This is a genomic window from Burkholderiaceae bacterium DAT-1 (assembly GCA_019084025.1).
GTDB lineage: Bacteria > Pseudomonadota > Gammaproteobacteria > Burkholderiales > Chitinimonadaceae > DAT-1.
Window position 1 is genome coordinate 557,344 of record JAHRBI010000002.1, and the last position, 20,221, is coordinate 577,564.

The 20,221-nt window shown below is 56.1% G+C and carries 16 protein-coding genes and 1 pseudogene; 7 read left to right on the plus strand and 10 right to left on the minus strand.

The window, feature by feature from the left end:
* Nucleotides 1-97 precede the first annotated feature (97 nt).
* Nucleotides 98-1,834: a methyl-accepting chemotaxis protein gene (locus tag KSF73_05750; protein MBV1775215.1), complete on the plus strand. Its 1,737-nt coding sequence runs from the start codon at nt 98-100 to the stop codon at nt 1,832-1,834.
* A gap of 113 nt (nt 1,835-1,947) precedes the next feature.
* Here the strand turns inward: KSF73_05750 and KSF73_05755 are convergent, their stop codons facing one another.
* Both KSF73_05755 and KSF73_05760 read right to left on the minus strand, forming a co-directional pair.
* Nucleotides 1,948-3,567 carry a methyl-accepting chemotaxis protein gene (locus KSF73_05755; GenBank protein MBV1775216.1) on the minus strand — a complete coding sequence of 540 codons (1,620 nt, stop codon included), beginning with the start codon at nt 3,565-3,567 and terminating at the stop codon, nt 1,948-1,950.
* 55 nt (nt 3,568-3,622) lie between these two features.
* Complete coding sequence (locus tag KSF73_05760; protein ID MBV1775217.1) at nt 3,623-4,516, minus strand: LysR family transcriptional regulator; 894 nt, start codon at nt 4,514-4,516, stop codon at nt 3,623-3,625.
* A gap of 155 nt (nt 4,517-4,671) precedes the next feature.
* On the opposite strand from KSF73_05760, the gene hppD reads away from it, so the two are divergent.
* Genes hppD through fahA form a run of 3 tightly spaced genes read left to right on the plus strand, consistent with a single transcriptional unit; the run spans nt 4,672 to nt 7,615 of the window.
* Nucleotides 4,672-5,760 carry a 4-hydroxyphenylpyruvate dioxygenase gene (hppD, locus tag KSF73_05765; GenBank protein MBV1775218.1) on the plus strand — a complete coding sequence of 363 codons (1,089 nt, stop codon included), beginning with the start codon at nt 4,672-4,674 and terminating at the stop codon, nt 5,758-5,760.
* Nucleotides 5,757-6,299 (plus strand): VOC family protein, encoded by a 543-nt coding sequence (locus KSF73_05770; GenBank protein MBV1775219.1) that lies wholly within the window; start codon nt 5,757-5,759, stop codon nt 6,297-6,299. The genes hppD and KSF73_05770 overlap by 4 nt, the downstream gene beginning before the upstream one ends.
* Nucleotides 6,296-7,615 carry a fumarylacetoacetase gene (fahA, locus tag KSF73_05775; GenBank protein ID MBV1775220.1) on the plus strand — a complete coding sequence of 440 codons (1,320 nt, stop codon included), beginning with the start codon at nt 6,296-6,298 and terminating at the stop codon, nt 7,613-7,615. Before KSF73_05770 ends, fahA begins: the two co-directional genes overlap by 4 nt.
* Before the next feature lie 62 nt (nt 7,616-7,677).
* Here fahA and KSF73_05780 read toward each other — a convergent pair whose 3' ends face one another.
* Together KSF73_05780 and KSF73_05785 are read right to left on the minus strand one after the other, a co-directional pair.
* Complete coding sequence (locus KSF73_05780; GenBank protein ID MBV1775221.1) at nt 7,678-8,304, minus strand: hypothetical protein; 627 nt, start codon at nt 8,302-8,304, stop codon at nt 7,678-7,680.
* Between the two features lie 153 nt (nt 8,305-8,457).
* On the minus strand, nt 8,458-10,092 hold the full coding sequence (locus tag KSF73_05785) for a bifunctional metallophosphatase/5'-nucleotidase (GenBank protein MBV1775222.1): 1,635 nt from the start codon (nt 10,090-10,092) through the stop codon (nt 8,458-8,460).
* A gap of 162 nt (nt 10,093-10,254) precedes the next feature.
* On the opposite strand from KSF73_05785, the gene KSF73_05790 reads away from it, so the two are divergent.
* Nucleotides 10,255-10,764, plus strand: coding sequence for a C40 family peptidase (locus KSF73_05790; GenBank protein ID MBV1775223.1), 510 nt, complete (start codon nt 10,255-10,257; stop codon nt 10,762-10,764).
* Between the two features lie 4 nt (nt 10,765-10,768).
* On the opposite strand, the gene KSF73_05795 is transcribed toward KSF73_05790, so the two are convergent.
* The 3 genes from KSF73_05795 to KSF73_05805 form a co-directional block, all read right to left on the minus strand.
* Entirely contained in the window at nt 10,769-11,572 is an 804-nt protein-coding gene (locus KSF73_05795) for a transporter substrate-binding domain-containing protein (GenBank protein ID MBV1775224.1), read from the minus strand.
* 153 nt (nt 11,573-11,725) lie between these two features.
* Nucleotides 11,726-12,793, minus strand: coding sequence for an alanine racemase (alr, locus tag KSF73_05800; GenBank protein ID MBV1775225.1), 1,068 nt, complete (start codon nt 12,791-12,793; stop codon nt 11,726-11,728).
* A 129-nt stretch (nt 12,794-12,922) separates the two neighbouring features.
* Nucleotides 12,923-14,215: a D-amino acid dehydrogenase gene (locus KSF73_05805; GenBank protein ID MBV1775226.1), complete on the minus strand. Its 1,293-nt coding sequence runs from the start codon at nt 14,213-14,215 to the stop codon at nt 12,923-12,925.
* A gap of 128 nt (nt 14,216-14,343) precedes the next feature.
* Here KSF73_05805 and KSF73_05810 point away from each other — a divergent pair.
* Nucleotides 14,344-14,826 (plus strand): annotated as a pseudogene (locus tag KSF73_05810) (winged helix-turn-helix transcriptional regulator).
* Between the two features lie 71 nt (nt 14,827-14,897).
* Here KSF73_05810 and KSF73_05815 read toward each other — a convergent pair.
* The 3 genes from KSF73_05815 to dacB are packed head-to-tail and all read right to left on the minus strand — an operon-like array spanning nt 14,898 to nt 17,480.
* On the minus strand, nt 14,898-15,506 hold the full coding sequence (locus KSF73_05815) for a GNAT family N-acetyltransferase (GenBank protein ID MBV1775227.1): 609 nt from the start codon (nt 15,504-15,506) through the stop codon (nt 14,898-14,900).
* Complete coding sequence (gene msrA / locus KSF73_05820; protein ID MBV1775228.1) at nt 15,503-16,054, minus strand: peptide-methionine (S)-S-oxide reductase MsrA; 552 nt, start codon at nt 16,052-16,054, stop codon at nt 15,503-15,505. The genes KSF73_05815 and msrA overlap by 4 nt, the downstream gene beginning before the upstream one ends.
* Nucleotides 16,026-17,480, minus strand: a complete 1,455-nt coding sequence (gene dacB, locus KSF73_05825) for a D-alanyl-D-alanine carboxypeptidase/D-alanyl-D-alanine-endopeptidase (protein ID MBV1775229.1) — start codon at nt 17,478-17,480, stop codon at nt 16,026-16,028. Before dacB ends, msrA begins: the two co-directional genes overlap by 29 nt.
* A gap of 180 nt (nt 17,481-17,660) precedes the next feature.
* Here dacB and KSF73_05830 point away from each other — a divergent pair, with 180 nt between their 5' ends.
* Entirely contained in the window at nt 17,661-20,204 is a 2,544-nt protein-coding gene (locus tag KSF73_05830) for a DNA translocase FtsK 4TM domain-containing protein (protein MBV1775230.1), read from the plus strand.
* Nucleotides 20,205-20,221: the final 17 nt, after the last annotated feature.

Sequence of the window (20,221 nt, forward strand, 5' to 3'; positions counted from 1 at the left end):
GATTCGCCTGGTCGATATCAGGCAATCATGATGTATCAGCACGTGCCGGTAGAGTTTGCTATAGCAATAGTCGGTCAATCCCTTTTCTGGTGCGGCGATGCGAGTCAAATCCGTATTTCTCTGGTTAGCGGCAGGATCTGCCGGTTTGATCATGCTGATGGCAATCGTGCTCCTCAGGCTGGGGTGGGCTGCAGATCGCCTGGACGCGGCGCATGCAGAGCGCTACCAGGCCTATTTGTTGGCTGATATGCTGCGCCAGAGTTCGGACGATCTGACCCGTTTGGCGCGTACTTATGTGCTGACCGGTGATGCCCGTTATGAAACCCAGTATTTCGATATTCTGGCTATCCGCAACGGCGAGAAACCGATGCCTGAATCGTACGAGCGGATTTACTGGGATTTTGTGGCTGCAGGGGAGGCCAAACCTCGGCCAGATGGAAAGCAGGTACCGTTACTCACATTAATGAAGGAGGCCGGATTCACCGATGCGGAGTTCTCCAAACTGGATGAAGCCAAGCGAAATTCCGATGGACTGGTAAAAACCGAAACCATTGCCATGAATGCGGTGAAGGGTAAGTTCGAAGACGGACAGGGCGGATTTACCAAGCAGGGCGCGCCAGACCTGGAGCTGGCTCGGCGCTTGATGCACGATGAAGCCTATCATGCGGAGAAAGCCAAAATCATGCGTCCGGTAGATGAGTTCTACCAGTTGATGCAAAAGCGAACCGAAGCGGCCATTGACGCTGCAGCTTCAGCCAAATCGCATGCACACATGCTGGTGTGGGTCGTCATTATGATTAATCTGATTGGATTTGGCGGAGGGCTGATCTTTAGCTATCGGCAGATCATCGCAGTGCTTGGGGGCGAACCTGCAGATGCCAATCAAGCTGTTCGGGAGGTCGCTTCGGGGCAGTTGCGTCATCAAGCGATACATGCCCCGCGTGGCAGCCTGTTCTACCACTTGCAGGAGATGAAGGCAGGCCTGCGCGAGATGATTGGCGGTGTACAGCATGAATCTAGCAGCGTGGGTGAAAACGCCAGCGATCTGGCGCGCCTGGCTGATGAGACACTCAATGGTGCCCAGCATCAGCAGCATCTGGCTGAAGAAATGAGTACGGCAGTGCAGCAATTCCTTGCCAGCATCGAACAAATTGCCGAAGAGGCCAATCAGGCAGCGCAGGAAAGCCGGCGCGCGGGGGGGCTATCGGCTGAAAACCGGACGGCGATCGAGCATGCAGCATCGCGCGTGGATCAGCTTGCCAGCCAGATGCATGAAACCCGTACGCGGATGGAGGCCTTGGAATTAGCATCGCAAAAGGTATCTGCCGTGGTTGGCGTGATCAAGGAAGTGGCTGATCAGACTAACTTGCTCGCGCTCAATGCGGCCATTGAAGCTGCTCGTGCCGGTGAAAGCGGGCGCGGATTTGCAGTGGTAGCAGACGAAGTGCGCAAGTTGGCCGAACGCACCGCAAATTCGACACGCGAGATTGATAAGACGCTTGGCGAAATGCGCAATGAGGTCGGTAGCGCCAAATCGAGTGTCGCGTCCAGCCTTGAGGAGATATCCGGCGTTGTGTCGGGTATGTCGGGGGCTGCTGGCTCGGTTGGAGATGCAGAGATAGCAGCGGGCGAAACGGTGCGTCAGGTTGAAAGCCTCAGTCATCGGCTAGATGAGCAGCAACGTACCAGTACGACCTTAATGCGGCATATTGATGAGCTGGCAAATCATGTCGGAAAAACACGGACGGATATGGATAGTCTGGCGGATACATCCCGCAGTCTGGCTGCGCTGGCTACAACCTTGCGCAGTGGCGTATCAAAATTCTCGCTTTGATAAAGGCGAGATTTGAGCAGGCAAAGACAAGGGCGACATCGGTCGCCCTTTTTGCTGTCGGTGAGCAGGTCCTGTGAGACAGCCCGCTCGAGACATGCATGCATCGGTATCAATCAGATCGTAAAGTGATTGACGTTGCGAGCCAGATCCTGCACCAGATCGTGCAGCCGGTTGGCTGCCTGATCAATCTCGCGCATGGCATGCGTGGTGTCTTGAATCGTGTGACTGAGCGAACCCATGGCCGCCACAGTATCTTGCGCACTGGCGGTTTGTTGCCGTGTGGCTGCAGCCATGTCTGCGGCCAGTGTGTGCATTTCATGTGTACTGTGCAAAATGGCTTCCTGTCCGGCAATGGTGCCATTCAGCTCTTCGGCGCCATGCGTCACGCCGTCACTGACCTCTCGCATGGCATGGGCAACCCCGCGCGTAGCATCGGTAATTTCGGTTGTCATGCGGGCAATGTCGCCCGTGGAATGTGCGGTGCGCTCGGCCAGTTTGCGCACTTCGTCAGCTACAACCGCAAAGCCTCGCCCTTGCTCACCTGCGCGGGCGGCTTCGATGGCTGCATTGAGGGCCAGCAAATTGGTTTGATCGGCAATCTCGCGAATGACTGAGGTGAGCTGCTGGATGCGGGTGGCGGCGTCGCCCAGTTGATCGATCATCTGGACGGACTCTTGCGTGGCATGACTCAGCTGATGGCTGGTTTGCTGACTCTTGGACATGCTGGCCTGTGCCTGCTTCGCCTTGTCGGCAGCTTCGCTCGCCTGATTGGCGCATTCGCCGACCTTGCTATTTACTGACTCGATGATGCTCAGCAGAATGCCGGCCTCTTCAGCCAGGGACTGAGTCCGTCGATTGGCGTCTTCGGTTTGTTGAGTCGTGGAAGTCGCCTGACGTTGTAGTGCGGCGGTAATGTTATCCACGGAGAGCGTGGCTTCCCGAATGAGGGCAACGGTGCGCTGCTGGCCTTCAATCAGTGTATTGACTGCGCGCGCCACTTCGGTGAGTTCGCTTTTACCTTTGATGGGGACGCGCTTGGTGAGATCCCCTCCGAGCTCATTTAAAAATGTGCGAAATGTGGCTAATGGGCGAATGATGCTGCTGGAGATTCGACCCTGAATCGCCACGAGCACCACTGCTGCCGCAATAATCAGTAGCGCAGACCATGTACGAATAGATGCACTTTGCCGTGTCTGCGAGGCCTGCACAGAATTTGCGTGTTCTTCAATCATGCCGGAAAACTTGTCCATGCTGGCTTCAAGCACGTCAAATTTGCTCTGGAACGACTCGTAGAAGGCGTTTTCATCGGCTGCACGCTGCTCGAACTTGGCGATAGTCTGTCTGGCGGCCTGAACGTATTCAGTCAGATCAGGCTTGAGGGCATTGAGCGCACTTCTCAATGGCGGTGGTAGGGTGCGCTGATCATTGGCCTGAATACTACTTTGGAAGTTGCCAATATGTTCATCCAGATCTTTGCGAACCGAGGCGATTTGTTCTGCCGTACCATTGGTGTGCATGAGACGCGCCATATTGAGCACATCACCGCGTATTGCATCATGCATCATGTCGGCGTCACCCTGACTGTGCAGGATCGCCAAGGCTTCAGTGGTATGCTCATTACTCTCGATCAAAGCGCCGGTGCTGAAATGGTTCATGAGGCCAATCAACACCAGAATAATGATGGAGGCCAGTGCGAGGAGTCGAAGCCGAGTCTGAATGGTCAGGTTTTGCATGGTGGTGCCCGCAAAATGGAATGGGTCTCTCTCATGTTAGACCATGCACCTCGCCTTACCCGCCAAACTGCACGCCTTCTATCCCGCTGCGCAGTAGTGACATCAATAGCTTACAGGCGGGGCCGGGCGGCCTATCACGGCGGTGCACCAGAAAGGGCGTAAACGAGTAGCGCGAGCCGGCTTCAAACGCCAATTCCCGCAATTCCCCGCTCTGCAGCTCATCCTCGATCAGATAAGTCGGCATCCAGCCAAAGCCTAGCCCCATCAGGAGTGCCTGCTTTTTGGCCACGAAGCCTGACAGGTGAAAGATGCGTTCACCGCCAAAGCTGTGCCGATCGTCGCCACGACCGCTCGAATCCTGCACAGAGAGTTCTACGTGATCGTGCAGATCATCCAGCGTGACGCGATCCATGTGGGCCAGCGGATGGTCGGGGGCGACGCACAGCACGCACTCGATGGGCTCAAGCGATTCAGCTTCCCACAATGCCTGTGGTTCATAATCCTTCACCAGCATCAAATCTGCGCCTTCGCCTTCAAATCGATGCTGTACGCCCCACAGAAATTCGATCTTCAACTGCACGCGTGTCGGAACGTGCTTGTCAGCCAGTGCCTTCAGCGCCTTCAATGTGGTGTTAAGCGGCATGATCCCGTCGATGACCACCGTCAGGCGTGCTTCCCAGCCTTCGGAGAACTGTCGCGCCAGAGATTCAATTTGCCCGGCCTGAGCCAGTAACTTGCGACCTTCTCCCAGCAATGTTTCCCCTGCGGGCGTCAGTCGGATGCGGTAAGCGGAACGGTCGAGCAAGGCAACGCCGAGCTGTTCCTCTAGCCGGCGTAGTTGATAACTCACAGCTGACTGGGCTTTGTGTAGCCGTTCGGCGGCGCGGGCGACACTGCCTTCGCGGATTACCATGTCGAGTGCGCGCAGTGCGTCCAGTTCGAGATGCATGATGATCTAAATTTTAGATGGTGATGAGCGATATTTTGCGCTTTTTTTGCGAGGTCGCGTTAGATTAAATTGTGCACATCAACGACAGGGGCATGCAGACCAGAACGCTGCCCCGCACCCAGACACCCGAGTGAGACAATACTAAGGAGTAGAAGATGGCTGATCTGTTTGAGAACCCGGTAGGACTGATGGGCTTCGAGTTTGTCGAGTTTGCATCCCCGACCCCCAATGTACTCGAGCCGCTGTTCGAAAAGATGGGTTTCACACTGGTTGCCCACCATCGCTCCAAGGACGTCGTCCTGTATCGTCAAGGCGATATCAACTTCATCGTCAACCGCGAACCGAATAGCCACGCAGCCTACTTCGCTGCCGAGCATGGCCCGAGCGCCTGCGGTATGGCCTTCCGCGTGCGTGATGCGCACAAGGCATACAAGCTGGTGCTGGAAAATGGCGCACAACCGATCGACATCCCGACCGGCCCGATGGAACTGCGTCTGCCGGCCATCAAGGGTATCGGCGGCGCACCGATTTACCTGATCGACCGTTACGAAGATGGCAAGTCTATCTATGACATCGATTTCGAGTTTATCGAAGGCGTCGATCGTCATCCGGCAGGTTACGGCCTCAAGCTGATCGATCACCTGACACACAATGTATACCGTGGTCGCATGGCCTTCTGGGGTAGCTTCTACGAGAAGCTGTTCAACTTCCGCGAAATCCGCTACTTCGACATCAAGGGCGAATACACCGGTCTGACTTCCCGCGCCATGACTGCGCCGGATGGCAAGATCCGTATTCCGCTGAACGAAGAATCGTCGAAGGGCAACGGTCAGATCGAAGAATTCCTGATGCAGTTCAACGGCGAAGGCATCCAGCACATTGCGCTGCTGACACCTGATCTGGCCAGCACCATCGACCAGCTGCAAATGGCCGGCATCCCGCTGATGACCGCACCGAACGATTTCTACTACGACGCGCTGGAAACCCGTCTGCCGGGTCACGGCCAGCCGGTTGATGAGCTGAAGCTGCGCGGCATTCTGCTGGATGGCACCACCGAAGGTGGCAAGCCGCGTCTGTTGCTGCAAATCTTCTCGCAAACCCTGCTGGGCCCGGTCTTCTTCGAATTCATCCAACGTCAGGGCGATGATGGCTTTGGCGAAGGTAACTTCAAGGCGCTGTTCGAATCGCTGGAACGCGACCAGATCCGCCGTGGCGCGCTGGCCGTCGAAGGGGCCGATGCATGAAAATCGAACAGATCCACCACGTAGCCTACCGCTGCAAGGATGCCAAGGAAACGGTTCTCTGGTATCAGAAGATGCTGAAGATGGATTTCGTGCTGGCCATCGCCGAAGACCACGTGCCGTCAACCAAGGCACCGGATCCTTACATGCACATCTTCCTGGATGCCGGAAATAACAATGTGCTGGCATTTTTCGAGCTGCCCACCTATCCGGAACAAGGCCGAGACGAAAACACCCCGGCCTGGGTGCAGCATATCGCCTTCAAGGTGAAGGATCGTGCCACGCTGCTTGAATTCAAGGCGCATCTGGAGTCCAATGGCGTGGAAGTGCTGGGCGTGACCGATCACGGTGCCTTCCATTCCATTTACTTCTTCGATCCAAGCGGCCATCGCATTGAGCTGGCCTGCCCGGACGAGCACGAAGCCGAGACTTACAAAAAGCTGGACGCCGTGAAATGGGACATGCTGGAAGAGTGGTCGAAGACCAAGCGCGCGCCCAAGCACGCTGCCTTCCTTCACGAAAAAGAGTTTCATAAAGCATGAGCCTGTTGAACGAAACCCATGATGTCAGCCTGCGTAGCTGGGTGGCTTCCGCCCAGCGTGCAGGTCAGGACTTCACCATTCAGAATCTGCCCTTTGCGGTGTTCCGCCGCAAGGGCAGTAGCGAAGCCTATCGTGGCGGCATTGCCATCGGTGACGAGATTCTTGATCTTGCCGCCGTGGCCGCTGCTGGCGTATTCGAAGGCGATGCTGCTGCCGGTATCAGCGCTGCCGCAGAATCGACCCTCAACCGTTTCATGGGGATGGGTCAGTCTGTGTGGTCTGCTGTGCGTCTGGCGGTATCCCGTGCGCTGCGCGAAGGCTCACCGCTGGAAGGCACGCTGAAGACTGCACTGGTGGCGCAAAGCGATGCCGAGTATGCAGTCGCTGCCCGCATTGGCGATTACACCGATTTCTATACCTCGGTGCATCACGCAACCAACGTCGGCAAGCTGTTCCGCCCGGATAATCCTTTGTTGCCTAACTACAAGTGGATTCCGATCGGCTATCACGGCCGTGCGTCGTCGATCGATGTGTCCGGCCAGACCTTCCGTCGTCCGGTTGGTCAGCTGATGCCGCCGGGTGCCGAGCAGCCGATCGTGGCATCGTGCAAGCGTCTCGACTACGAGCTGGAAATGGGTGCCTTCATCGGTACCGGTAATGCGCTGGGTGATCGCATCGGCATCGATGCAGCCGAGTCGCATATTTTCGGGCTGTGCCTGCTGAACGACTGGTCGGCGCGTGATGTGCAGGCCTGGGAATACCAGCCGCTGGGCCCATTCCTCGCCAAGAACTTCGCGACTACCATTTCGCCGTGGATTGTCACGCTGGAAGCACTGGCGCCTTACCGTGCTGCTTTCGAGCGTCCGGCAAGCGATCCGCAGCCGCTGGCTTACCTCGATTCGGCGAACGTCCGCTCGCAAGGCGCGTTCGACATTCAGCTGGAAGTCTGGCTAGAAACACCGGGTATGCGTGATGCCGGTTCGGGTGCAGTCAAACTGTCCGGATCGAATTTCCGCGATGCCTACTGGACCTGGTCGCAAATGGTGACACACCACGCCTTTGGCGGCTGCAATCTGCAACCGGGCGATTTGCTCGGCAGCGGTACGCAATCCGGCCCGAACAAGGGTGAAGAGGGTTCATTGCTGGAGCTGACCGTGGGCGGCAAGCAGCCGATCGCGCTGGCTAATGGCGAAGAGCGCACCTTCCTCTTGGATGGCGACACCATTATTTTCAAGGGCTACTGCGAAAAGGCCGGCGCTGCGCGCGTGGGCTTTGGCGAAGTTGCTGGAACAGTATTGCCCGCACAGTCTGTTTGATCCTTTGCCTATGTGCTGTTGGCAAAGAGCTTTGCCGCACCGTGAAAACGGTGCGGTTTTTTTTATGCAACTGGGCCGGAAATGGATTGTTTGAGTAGCCACTGACCATTTTCAAATCTGAAAATGTAATAGAAAGTACCTGCTGCAAGTCGAGCAATGTAGATTTCCCCACAGGTGATGACTTCATCATTCTTACTTTCTAGCGTGCTAAATGAGATGACGGCTCCTCTACCTGCAACAGCATGGGTTTTTTTCTTGAATGGGGCATCACTAAAGGAGGATATGAACCTGAAGTGAATATTTGCTGCTTTTAGCAATGTACTTAGCTGCGCTTCGATATCGGGGCTAATTTTGTCGATTGGGTTCCGACTGAATAGAAATGATGGGGGGGGAGGTGGAGTCTCTGACGGAGTTGGGATAGGCTGATCAGGTAACCAATTAGCCATTTTTTGAGATTCTTTTATGTATGCGCGGTCATCGTCTGAAATATCCGATAAATTTCGGTTTATGTAGAGCGTCTTTGGATGGAGCCTCCCGTCGTATGTATCGTCTGGACCAATTAATCGTTGAATGATCTGGAAGTAGATTGAGATGCGATCCTTGTCAGAGAACTCATTGGTTGTTTCTCCCCAAGTAGCAATGGATGCAAGTAATACGAATGGAATGAAAAAATATTGCTTTAAATTCATTTACGTATCTCAAGCTGTTAGTTGATAGAAAATAATAACCGAGTCAAGTTCAGTTTGAAAAAGCATTTCATGCTATTAAGCTTAATCATTGCGTTAACAAAGAAAAACCAGCCCCATCAGGACTGGTCTTAAGCTGGGCTGCCTAGCGCAGAACTAACGGTCGGCTCGTGTAACCTGCGCATCAAAGTCAGCCGGATCAACCTCATGCTTGCCAAGGTAAGACACCAGCGCATCCACATCCAGCCCGCTCGTTTGAACATTGCGGCCCTGACGCAGTACGGTGAAGCCATCGCCGCCTTGTGCCATAAAGTTGTTCACCACAATGCGGTAAGTGGCTTTAGGATCAAATGCCTTGCCCGCAATGCGGATGCTGGCGCGATCAACGTGCTGACCCTTCTCCGCCTTGCGGTTGTAGGTGTAGGTCAGACCGCGTGATACCTGTAGCATGCCGGCACGACCCTCGAATTGCTGTTCTAGCAGCGCCACCAGTTCCTCACCGCTCAGATCCATCACCATGATGTTATTGCGGAAGGGCTGAACCGAATAGGCCTGTCCATACGTCACGTTGCCATTCTCCGCAGGCGTCATGTCGGTGCGTACGGAACCGTGGTTTACCAAGCCGATCACCGGATTGCCAAACGTATCGTTGCGCACGGAATCGAGATAGGCCTCTGCCACCACATTGCCCATCGGGGTGCTGCCATGTTCGTCGTTCTGGTTGTTCAGTCGGCCCTTCAACTTGCCGATCACTTTTTCTTCCAGTGGCTTGACAATGGCTTCATAGCGTTCGATTAGCGCGGTTTCAGCCGGATCGGCAGCAATGTCCGTGGTGACAATATGGTTCTTCGCTTCGGCGGATAAGGTCTTGCCGGTGTCGCTATCCAGCTGCATGTCGATGGCGGTCACCATCCGGCTATAGGAATACGCACTGGTGACCAGCTTGCCGGACAGCTTGCAGTTGTAATACTCGTGGGTGTGGCCGGATACGATCACCGAGACGGCCGGATCGAGTTGCTCGGCAATCTTCACGATGGGGCCGGTAAACTGGCCGCAGCCATTAATCCCGGCGTCCTTGCCCTGACGACCACCTTCGTGCACCAGCACGACAATGGTGCCTACGCCCTGCTTTTTCAGCTCCGGCACCAGCGCATTGACGGTGTTCACCTCATCCTTGAATTCCACGTACTGGCTGCTCAGTGGCGTGATGATTTCCGCGGTGCCTTTCAGCGTCATGCCGATAAAGGCGACGGGGGTTTTGTCGAAGGTCTTGATGGCATAGCCGGGGAAAAACGTCTGCCCGGTTTTACGTTCGATGACGTTTGCGGCCAGATATTTGAAGCTGGCACCGTTAAACGGGCGGGTGCTGCAGTCATCGCCCGGATGGCATCCGCCATTTTGCATGCGGCGTAGTTCATCTGTACCTGCATCGAACTCATGATTGCCGACGCTGGCGTATTCCAGCCCCATGATGCTCAGTGCCTCGATAGATGCTTCATCGTGGAACATGGAGGAGAGCAGGGGGCTGGCACCGATCAGGTCGCCAGCGGCTACCACGGCAGTATGTGCATGGCCTGCCTTTAGATGTTTGATCCATGCGGACAAGTATTCCGCGCCGCCTGCCTTGATTCGCTGAGGCTTGCCTTCTGTATCGGGCAGGGTCAAGCCCATCATGGGCGGCCGCAGATTGCCGTGAAAATCGTTGAAAGACACCAAACGAATATCAACAGTACCGGCAAACAGCGGAGCAATCAGACTGGCCAGCAGGGCGGAGCGGAAGAGAGCGTGCATGAGGAGTCAAAACTTGGACGAAAGTGCGTATTGTCGCACGAGTACATGACATTTCCACTAGTTGATCGTGCCGGGGGAGTGTCCGTTGATCCGGGAATCATGCACTATGTGCAGACCTGTGATGCTGAATGGGATGAAGGTGTGGGTGATTGTGTGAAATGGATGGGGCGAGCAAGTGTGTGCATGGTGTTGCTACTCGGTGGATGTGCCAGTCATTCTCCGTCGGTTTCACCTGCCAGAGATATGGCACCCACCCCGCCACCGCGAAAGGATATCCCCAAAGAGGTAAGTGCTCGCCGGCAGGAAGTGGTGCTGTTTGCCATGAGCCTCATCGATACGGATTATCGCTTCGGGGGCAAGAACCCCGAGGCAGGACTGGATTGCAGTGGCATGGTGGCCTATGTCTTTCGTGAAGCGATTGGCGTAGAGGTGAAGGGAAGCGCTGCCGACATCGCCAATCGCGGACGGCCTGTGATTCGCAAAAATCTGCGGGAGGGCGATCTGCTGTTTTTTAATACATCAGGTAAGCCCTATTCGCATGTTGGCATTTATATCGGGCAGGGGCGGTTTATCCATGCGCCTGCATCCAAAGGCAAAGTGCGAATCGACGAACTGGGAAGCGAGTACTTCGCCAAGCGTTATCAGGAAGCCCGAACGCTTTTTCCTGCCTGACACGCTAATGTGTCGTTGATTTGAGTGTGGGTACTTGGCTGGGGCGGGCAAAATAATCGCGGAAAATACGCTTCAATTCACCACGCCTGTCGAGCCGGTCAATTGCCTGATTCAGGATCTCGATGTCCTGCTGGGTAGTGGTTTGCTTACTGAGCATCAATCTGACCTGATCCTCGTTCACGACCACGGGCAACTCCACCGGCAAGGGGACACTCTCTCTGCGCGCCGCTTCGCGAACCAGTACCGTATCTGCTAGCAGAATATCCCCGCGCCGCTGTTCCAGCATAGCCAGCGCCTGGTCGATGTTGACGTATTCGGTCAGACGATTCTGTTGCTTGAGCATCGGACGGATCTGATCGAATTCAGCACCATACCAGCCATGCGCGGGCACGATCACGGTCACCTTCTCATCTATCAGATCGCTGATGGATTTGAGGCGGCGAATACTCGGCTCACCCTTGCGGGCAAACAGCACAATGGACTCCCGTCGATAGGGCTTGGTGAAGCGAGCAAATCGCAACCGTTCCGGAGTTTCAGATGCGTCCGGCACAATATCCAGCTGACCACTTTCGATATACAGCACCTGCCGCCGGGGGGGAATATCATTGTGGAAGTGCAGTGAGCATCCGGCCTCGCTAATGATGCGTCGCATCAGCAGGGTATCCAGATCGGGCTCCTTGCGCACATCGGCTTGTTGGCGCGCAACAGATCGCACCATGAATGCAGCCTGCAAGGTTTTCGAGCAGAGGGCATACACTGGTGAACCACTAACAAGCATGAGCAGGGCGATGCTGGCGATCACCTTCATGGCACGATGTTGTCTGACCTCTCGGCGTAAGCGGATACAGCGGCGAAGTTCCCGCTCACGTAGTGTAGGCCGAGTTAGGTGACTTGTGGGTGTCTGTGACGTGCAAGGTGTGCTCCGCTGCGACGGATGCAACGGAGCAGTGTAGGAAAGCGCTTAAGCGACGTAATTGAAACGCGCGCGTTTGACGTTGCAGAAAATTTCATAATCCAGCGTGCCCGCCGACTCTGCGACTTCATGGGCGGGTAAACCTTCACCCCACAGTCGAACATGACTACCTACGCCTGCATCAGGCAGGTTCGTCAGATCGACCGTCAGCATATCCATCGACACACGGCCAATCACACGGGTCAGCACACCATTCACCAGAACCGGTGTACCGGTTGGCGCCACGCGCGGATAGCCATCGGCATAACCACAGGCCACGACGCCTACGCGTGTAGGTTGCTCGGAGATAAAGCGTGCGCCGTACCCAACCGGCTCACCGGCGTCCAGTTCACGCACTGCAATGATGGCGCTATCCAGTTGCATGACCGGGCGGGTAGTGGCCAGCCCAGGTTTGTCGGTTGCGCGACCACCGTAGAGCATGATGCCGGGACGGCACCAGTCGCCGCGCGCATCGCGCCATGCCTGAATACCACCGGAGTTAGCGAGACTGATTTCGCCATCATACTGTGCTGCAATCGCCGAGAAGGTGGCGATCTGCTTGGCTGTTGCGTCACAGTCCGTTTCGTCTGCCCGGGCAAAATGGGTCATCAGATTCAGATTGGCGATCTTGCCTGTGGCCTTCAGTCGTGCCATGACTTCAGCAATGCATTCCGGTGCAAAACCCAGGCGGTGCATGCCGGAATCAACTTTGACCCAGAGGGTAAGCGGTGCGGCGACAGCGGTTTTTTCCAGTTGCTCCAGTTGCTCGAAACAGTGGATGCTGCTCCATAACTGGTGTTCGGCGATCTGGGCGAGTTCACTGGCTTCAAACCAGCCTTCCAGCAACATGACAGGGTTGCTGATGCCCGCATCGCGCAATTCCAGTGCCTCTTCAATTGCCGCCACGCCAAATCCATCGGCAATATCGTGCAGTGCCTGTGCACAGCGAACGGCACCATGCCCGTAGGCGTTCGCCTTGATGGCGGCGAGCGCTCGACTGCCAGTCAGCCGTTTGGCTTCCAGATAGTTATGGCGCAGATGATCAAGGCGGATGGTGGCAACGAGTGGGCGGCTCATGGGCAAAACTCAAAATAACGACGCGTAGCAATAGCCGAATCAGTTTAGCAGGCACGGCCATTGCGCGGTAAAAATCGGAAAGGGCGGGCCCGGTTGGCGGGCCGCCCAAATCGCAGGAGAAGCGCGGGATCAGGCCGGCTTCAGCGTTGGCACGATCGGGGTGACGTTCGTACCATAACGGCAAAGGCTCAGGCCCTTCGTATCGACGGCTGCAGGCACGCCGGCCAGCATATCGGCCAGTACAGCAGCCGAGCCACATGCCATGGTCCAGCCCAGCGTGCCATGGCCCAGATTCAGCGAGAGATTGCCAAACGGAGTGGCGGAGACCAGCGGTGTGCCATCCGGCATCATCGGGCGCAGGCCGGTCCAGAAGGTGCCCTGACGTGCATCGCCACCGGTACCGAACAGATCGGTTGCGACCATTTCCAGTGTGGCGCGGCGCTTCGGATTCAGCGACAGATCGAAGCCTGCCAGCTCGGCCATGCCACCCAGACGGATGCGGTTGTCAAATCGGGTGATGGCAATCTTGTAAGTTTCATCCATCACAGTCGATACCGGTGCGCCCGCCGCATTGGTAATCGGCACGGTCAGCGAGTATCCCTTGACCGGGTACACTGGAACATCCATGCCCAGATTCAACAGCAGTTCGCGGCTGTAGCTACCCAGCGCCACGACATAATGATCGCCCGTGATCGGTGCGCCATCGGTGACGACACCGCGGATGCGACCCTGTTGCACCAGCAGGCTCTTGATGTTTACGCCAAACTTGAATTCGACGCCGATGCGCTTGCATTCTTCAGCCAGGCGGCTGGTAAACAGCTGGCAATCGCCTGTTTCATCATTGGGCAGGCGCAGGCCGCCGGTCAGCTTCTCGGAAACGCGAGCCAATGCCGGTTCGACCTTGGCACAGCCAGCCGGATCAAGCAGTTCGTAAGGGACGCCACAGGTTTCCAGCACCGCGATATCCTTGCGGGCCGCAGCCAGTTGTTTCTCGGTGCGGAACACTTGCAGGGTGCCGAGTGTGCGATGTTCGTAGTTCAGGCCGATTTCATCACGCAGTTCGCGCAGGCAGTCGCGGCTGTATTCAGCCAGACGCATCATGCGTTCCTTGTTCACTGCGTAAGCGGTTTCATTGCAGTTTGCCAGCATCTGGCGCATCCAGCTCAGCTGGAACATCGAACCATCCGGACGAATCGCCAGTGGGGCATGCTTTTCAAACAGCCACTTCATGGCCTTCAGCGGAATACCGGGCGCCGCCCACGGTGCGGAGTAGCCGGGGGAAATCTGGCCTGCATTGGCAAAGCTGGTTTCCAGCGCCGCGCCGTCCTGACGATCAATCACGGTGACCTTTGCACCAGCCTTGGCCAGATACCACGCTGTGGTTACACCGATGACACCACTTCCCAGAACGACGACGTGCATTGCGAACTCCACTGAAGCAAATCAAACGAGCGCGCATTGTATGAAGGAATCTGTAGGTTTTGTGACTGAAATTGACCTGTATCTCAGTAGAAAAATGATGATAAATTTATAGAATAAGTGAAAAGTTCATGAAAAGTGAGTGAGAGCCAGTGAAAGCGCTAGATAGAGTGGATCGCAAGATACTGACTATTCTGCAAGCCGATGGTCGGATCACCATGACCGATCTGGCTGAAAAAGTCGGTTTATCGACTACGCCGTGTACGGAACGGGTAAAACGGCTGGAACGTGACGGCGTGATTGAGGGCTATGCCGCGCGGGTCAATCCGCGAGCGGTGGGATGCGCGCAGTTGGTGTTTGTAGAACTGCGGCTGTCTGCCAAATCCGGCGAGATGTTCGACGCCTTCAAGCGCGAAGTATTGAAACTACCCAATGTGGTGGAGTGCCATCTGGTGTCCGGAGACTTTGACTATCTGGTGAAGGCCCGCATTTCCGATATGTCGCAGTATCGTAAACTGCTGGGCGACATTCTGCTGAATCTGCCGGGGGCAGTGGAATCGCGCAGCTATGTGGTGATGGAAGAGGTCAAGGAAACACTGTCCTTGCCAATCTGAACGGATAGCGGGAATGGTAGGGGCGACCTGCGGTCGCCCACCCCTTATCCAGATATACCGTCAGATCATCATCAGGCGTGCGGCAACCTGCTGGCAAACCAGAAACAACCGGGTTCTGCCTGACGCATTTCAAAGCCCAGTTTGCGATAAAAAGACAGGGCATTGCCATTGCGGGGGTCTACGCCCCAGTGCACGCCTTCTGCGCCCAGCGCATGCAGGTGATCCAGTAAGGTTTCGACCAGTTTTCGACCTGCGCCTTTGCCGCGTGCGCGCGGCAGTAGATTGATATGCAGATGAGCAGGGAATTCATCCAGCACTTCCGGCGCATGCCAGTCCTGATACAGGCGATTCAACCAGGCATGGTCGGCAGGTTCACCCGCCATGGCCTGAGGAAAGCGAGAACGTTGCTCGGGTAACCAGTGTGTATTCATCCAGTCGTAAAACTGCGGACTGGCGGGTGACCCAACGGCGTAGCCCACGATCCCCTCTGAATCGTGTGCGACCAACGCGGCAGCGCCGGGACAGTGCAGATAAGGGAGTGCGTAGAGCAAGCCGGGTAATTCGCTTGCGGTTGTCAGAATGTCCAGCGGTTGACCTGCGTCAGCGGTGGACAGGCAAATGGCCGAGAGGCTTGGCGCATCGTCGGGCGTGGCGGGGCGTATATGTATGTCGTCGCTCATGAGAAAAGATCCGGGAAGTGTTGCACCGCCTTGCGTACCTTGCTGGCTACGACATATTGGCAGTACGGCTGTTCCGGATGTTGTGCAAAATAGTGCTGATGGTACCGCTCCGCAGGCCAGAATGTCACGGCGGGCGTGATTTCAGTGACAATTGGGTCGGCAAAATCACGACGCTCGATCAGTTCTGATAAGTAATGCTGAATGATGTTGTGTTGCGCATCGTGATGCCAGAAAATGGCGCTACGGTATTGTGTCCCGACATCATTGCCCTGGCGGTTCAGCGTGGTTGGGTCGTGAATCGTAAAAAATATATCCAGCAGTGTGCGTAGATCGACCAAGGTCGGGTTGAATTTGAGCTGAACGACCTCGGCATGCCCCGTTGTGCCTGCACACACCGCCTCATAGTCAGGGCCATCTACCGTCCCGCCCATATAGCCGGATACGCAACTTTCTACGCCGCGAAGATGACTAAAAACCGCCTCCAGGCACCAGAAGCATCCTCCGCCGAGGGTAATGACATCATGGCTTGGCGAATTGAGGTGAGGCATTATGCGGCTCCATTTCGGTTGGACTCAGGCCGTTTTCCCATACACCTGCCAGCCATGTGTCGATAATTTTATTGGCTCGCCCGGCTTGTGGAGAATTCACCATGATCGCCACGACCAGTTTATCACCCTGACGTGTCAGCATGGTTCCTGTCAGCGCGCGAACATCATCCAGCGTACCGGTTTTGAAATGCGCAAATCCGGCCAGCGTCCCCTGTCGGTGCTGCATGGTGCCATCCATTCCATTGAGGGGCAGGCTAGAGATGAATTCTGCGGCATATTTGCCATTCAGCATATACTGGACGATGTCGACCAGTGTCTGCGCAGATAATCGCTCGGTGCGGGATAATCCTGCTCCGTTTTCGGTCACGACGGCCTCCGCACTGAACTGATTGATGTCTAGCCAGTGGCGGATAACTGCGGCTGATGCGGTCTGGCTGTCTAGCGCGTGATCACCCAGCTCACTCCCCAGCGTCAGGTAAATCATGCGCGCCATCGCATTGTTGGAGAACTTGTTCGTCTGGCGGATGAGTGTTGCGAGATCGTCAGAAGGCCAGGCGAGCAGGAGTCTGGCCGATACGGGTGTGATGCCTTGCCGATAGCTGCCACTGATCGAACCACCCATTGTTCCCCATAAGCTGGAGATCAATTTTCCCGCAAATGTGACGGGGTCGAAGACGCTCAGAAATCGATTAGCGGTGCATTGCCGGGGAAACTGACCTTTCAGGACAACATTCAGTCCGCCTCCCTCCATTTGCATGTCAGGTGTCTGCCAGCCGGCACGCCAGCGCTCGCAGTGATCGGTAGTTAATTTCATCTGGCTGCTGAACCTTAGTCCGGGGAGGGCAGGATCAGCTTCGGCAGTGAGTCGGTCGTCGTCCGATTGCAGATTGAGGTGAATCACCTTGAAGTTCATCAACAGTGCGTCTGGCACGACGTTGTATGCACTTTCGGGGCTATTGTCGAAGGCCGCAGGGTCGTCACTGCGCATGCCGCGAAAATAGCTGTTGTCCAGAATCAGGTCGCCTTCTATCTGACGAATGCCTTTTGCCCGGATGGCGCGCAGCATGAGCCACACCTGTTCAAGCGTCAGGTGCGGATCACCTTGACCCCTGATAATCAGATTTCCTTTCAGCGAGCCCTGTTCGATTGCGCCATCGGTCAGAATGGTGGTCTGCCAATGCCAGGCCGGGCCGAGTAGATCCAGTGCCGCGGCTGTCGTCATCACCTTCATCGTTGACGCCGGATTCATGGCAGCACCGGGACGATGGCTAATGAGTGGCGTGGCGTCGCCTTGTCGCGCAATCAGGACAGATACTTCTGCGTCGCGAATGCCTGCTGCGCGCAAAGGGGTTGCCAGACTGGTCGGTAATGCCGCCATGCAGTGTGCAGACAGCAGGAAAAACATCATTGGCAAGAGTCGTAACACGGATCAATCCATGGTTTTGTTTTGGTGTGCAGTGTATCTTGCTTGCTGCCGTCTGTCCCTTTGTACTGGACACTGTGATATCGGATAGGCGTAGCTGATTTGCAACCGTCATAAGTCGCGCTATAAGTACAGGGGCATGCGCCGGTATAATGCCCATCCTATCCAGGAGATGTCAGACGCATGCAGTTTTTTCGCCGCAAAGGTAATCAGGCTCGAGTTTCGAGAGCCGACTCCAATCCCTTGCCCGCACCAGTAGCCGCCATATTGCGTGAATCATGGTGGCTGGCTGCGGTGGTTGCCGCTATCTATCTGGTGATCATCCTGGCATCGTATAGTCCGGGCGATCCCGGCTGGTCACACGTGTCCCCACAGACGCTCATCCGCAACAAGGGTGGCGCGTTTGGCGCATGGTGCGCCGACGTACTGCTGTCTGTATTCGGCTATTCTGCCTGGTGGCTGGTGGCATTCTGCATGTCGGCCATCTGGTGGGGATACCGGCGACTCGAAAAGGTCAATGAAGATCAGCGTCTGGTCATCGTAGCCGTGGTCGGTTTCATGATGATTTTGCTGAGTAGCAGCAGCCTTGAGGCATTGCGTCTCCATTCGCTCACCTGGCCTTTACCCGATGCGCCCGGGGGGATTATCGGGCTTGCGCTGGGTGGATTATTGTTCCACGCCTTAGGCTTTATCGGCGCAACATTAGCCCTGCTGGCCTCGTTTTCCATTGGTATGTCCCTGTTTGTGGGCGTGTCCTGGCTGGGCATGATGGAAAAGTTGGGGACGTGGGTCGAAACGCGCGTATTGAGCGTATTCGAACGCGTCGAGGCCTTTCAGGATCGCCGGGCTGGCGAGCGTGCAGCGACTGCACGCGCCGATAAGGTGAAAGTCGAACGCCAGCGTTTCGAGGATGCACCTGCAATCGTTATTCAGGATCCATTGCCGGAGCAGCCGCCGGAGGAGTCTCCCAGAGAAATCCGGGCACGTGAAAAGGCGGCCGCGCAAGCTGCGCAGGCGAGCTTGTTTGAGGAGGCGGCATTACCGCCATGGGAAGAACCCGGCGAGCCTGATCTTCCCGCAGCACCGGCAGCACTGGACCTGCCCGAGATCGACACATTCGAATCCGATGTCGCGCCGATCCGAGAACCCGTACCGGCAGTACCCGTTGCACCCGTGGCCGCTCCGGCTATTCCGCATAAGACCGTGGTCAAAAAGACGCCGCCGCTCATCAAGCATGGTCGTCCTGAGTTGCCGGACATTACCTTGCTGGCACCTCCTCCCCCATCACAGGAGCTGGTGAGTCACGAAACCATCGAATACACCTCACGTCTGATCGAGCGCAAACTGGCTGAGTTTGGAGTGGAAGTGAAGGTGGTGGCTGCGTATCCGGGCCCGGTGATTACCCGCTACGAAATCGAGCCTGCAACAGGGGTAAAGGGTTCGCAGATCGTTAATCTCATGAAGGATCTGGCGCGCGCGCTGAGTCTGATTAGCATTCGCGTAGTCGAGACCATTCCGGGCAAGACTTATATGGGTCTGGAACTGCCCAATCCGAAGCGCCAGATCGTTCGGCTTTCGGAGATTATAGGCTCACAGCCTTATCATGATTCCAGCTCGCTGCTGACCATGGCCTTTGGCAAGGATATTTCCGGTAAGCCGGTTGTGTCGGACCTGGCAAAGGCCCCGCATATGCTGGTGGCAGGTACCACGGGTTCCGGCAAATCAGTCGCCATGAATGCGATTATTCTGTCGATGCTGTACAAGGCAACCGCGGATGAAGTCCGGCTGATCATGATTGATCCGAAGATGCTGGAGCTGAGTATCTACGAGGGTATTCCACATCTTCTGGCGCCGGTTGTGACCGATATGAAGCATGCCGCCAACGCGCTCAACTGGTGCGTGGGCGAAATGGAAAAACGCTACCGTCTGATGAGTGCGATGGGCGTGCGGAATCTGGCTGGCTTTAACCAGAAACTGAAAGAGGCTGAAAAGCGCGGTGAGCGACTCACCAATCCTTTCTCGCTGACCCCGGAAAACCCTGAGCCGCTCGCGCATCTGCCCATGATTGTGGTGCTGATCGACGAGCTGGCCGATCTGATGATGGTGGCAGGCAAGAAGATCGAAGAGTTGATTGCCCGTCTGGCGCAAAAGGCGCGTGCGGCCGGTATCCACCTGATTCTGGCCACCCAGCGCCCCAGCGTGGATGTGATTACCGGTCTGATCAAAGCGAATATTCCGACCCGCATGGCGTTTCAGGTATCCAGCAAAATCGATAGTCGCACTATTCTCGACCAGATGGGTGCGGAATCGCTGCTAGGGCAGGGCGATGGTCTATTCCTGCCACCGGGCAGCGGCTACCCGCAACGGATTCACGGCGCATTTGTGGCTGATGAAGAAGTGCATGCGGTGGTCGAGTTCCTCAAGCAGCAAGGCGAGCCCAACTATATCGAAGGTATCCTCACCGGCGCAGTGGAAGGCGAGGGCGGCGGTTCGGGTGAGTTTGGTTTGTCCGGCGGCGAAGGCGAAGGTGATGCCATGTATGACGAAGCTGTGGCCTTCGTCATCAAAAGCCGTAAGGCATCCATCTCGTCGGTGCAGCGACAACTCCGCATCGGCTACAACCGTGCTGCCCGTCTGGTTGAGCAAATGGAAGCCGCCGGTTTGGTGAGCCCGCCCGAGCACAATGGCAATCGGACTGTACTGGTGCCCGCTAGGGAAGAAGCATAAGTTCGAAGGGTGTACGC

What these genes read in the sequence shown, in the direction of transcription:
- KSF73_05785 (MBV1775222.1), bottom strand. Translation starts at nt 10,092, where the DNA reads ATGCACGCTCTCTTCCGCTCCGCCCTGCTGGCCAGTCTGATTGCTCCG.
- hppD (MBV1775218.1), top strand. Translation starts at nt 4,672, where the DNA reads ATGGCTGATCTGTTTGAGAACCCGGTAGGACTGATGGGCTTCGAGTTT.
- KSF73_05805 (MBV1775226.1), bottom strand. Translation starts at nt 14,215, where the DNA reads ATGCACGTCGTCGTTCTGGGAAGTGGTGTCATCGGTGTAACCACAGCG.
- KSF73_05760 (MBV1775217.1), bottom strand. Translation starts at nt 4,516, where the DNA reads ATGCATCTCGAACTGGACGCACTGCGCGCACTCGACATGGTAATCCGC.
- KSF73_05755 (MBV1775216.1), bottom strand. Translation starts at nt 3,567, where the DNA reads ATGCAAAACCTGACCATTCAGACTCGGCTTCGACTCCTCGCACTGGCC.
- alr (MBV1775225.1), bottom strand. Translation starts at nt 12,793, where the DNA reads ATGAGCCGCCCACTCGTTGCCACCATCCGCCTTGATCATCTGCGCCAT.
- KSF73_05750 (MBV1775215.1), top strand. Translation starts at nt 98, where the DNA reads ATGCGAGTCAAATCCGTATTTCTCTGGTTAGCGGCAGGATCTGCCGGT.
- fahA (MBV1775220.1), top strand. Translation starts at nt 6,296, where the DNA reads ATGAGCCTGTTGAACGAAACCCATGATGTCAGCCTGCGTAGCTGGGTG.
- KSF73_05815 (MBV1775227.1), bottom strand. Translation starts at nt 15,506, where the DNA reads ATGAGCGACGACATACATATACGCCCCGCCACGCCCGACGATGCGCCA.
- KSF73_05780 (MBV1775221.1), bottom strand. Translation starts at nt 8,304, where the DNA reads ATGAATTTAAAGCAATATTTTTTCATTCCATTCGTATTACTTGCATCC.
- KSF73_05790 (MBV1775223.1), top strand. Translation starts at nt 10,255, where the DNA reads ATGGGGCGAGCAAGTGTGTGCATGGTGTTGCTACTCGGTGGATGTGCC.
- KSF73_05795 (MBV1775224.1), bottom strand. Translation starts at nt 11,572, where the DNA reads ATGAAGGTGATCGCCAGCATCGCCCTGCTCATGCTTGTTAGTGGTTCA.
- KSF73_05830 (MBV1775230.1), top strand. Translation starts at nt 17,661, where the DNA reads ATGCAGTTTTTTCGCCGCAAAGGTAATCAGGCTCGAGTTTCGAGAGCC.
- msrA (MBV1775228.1), bottom strand. Translation starts at nt 16,054, where the DNA reads ATGCCTCACCTCAATTCGCCAAGCCATGATGTCATTACCCTCGGCGGA.
- KSF73_05770 (MBV1775219.1), top strand. Translation starts at nt 5,757, where the DNA reads ATGAAAATCGAACAGATCCACCACGTAGCCTACCGCTGCAAGGATGCC.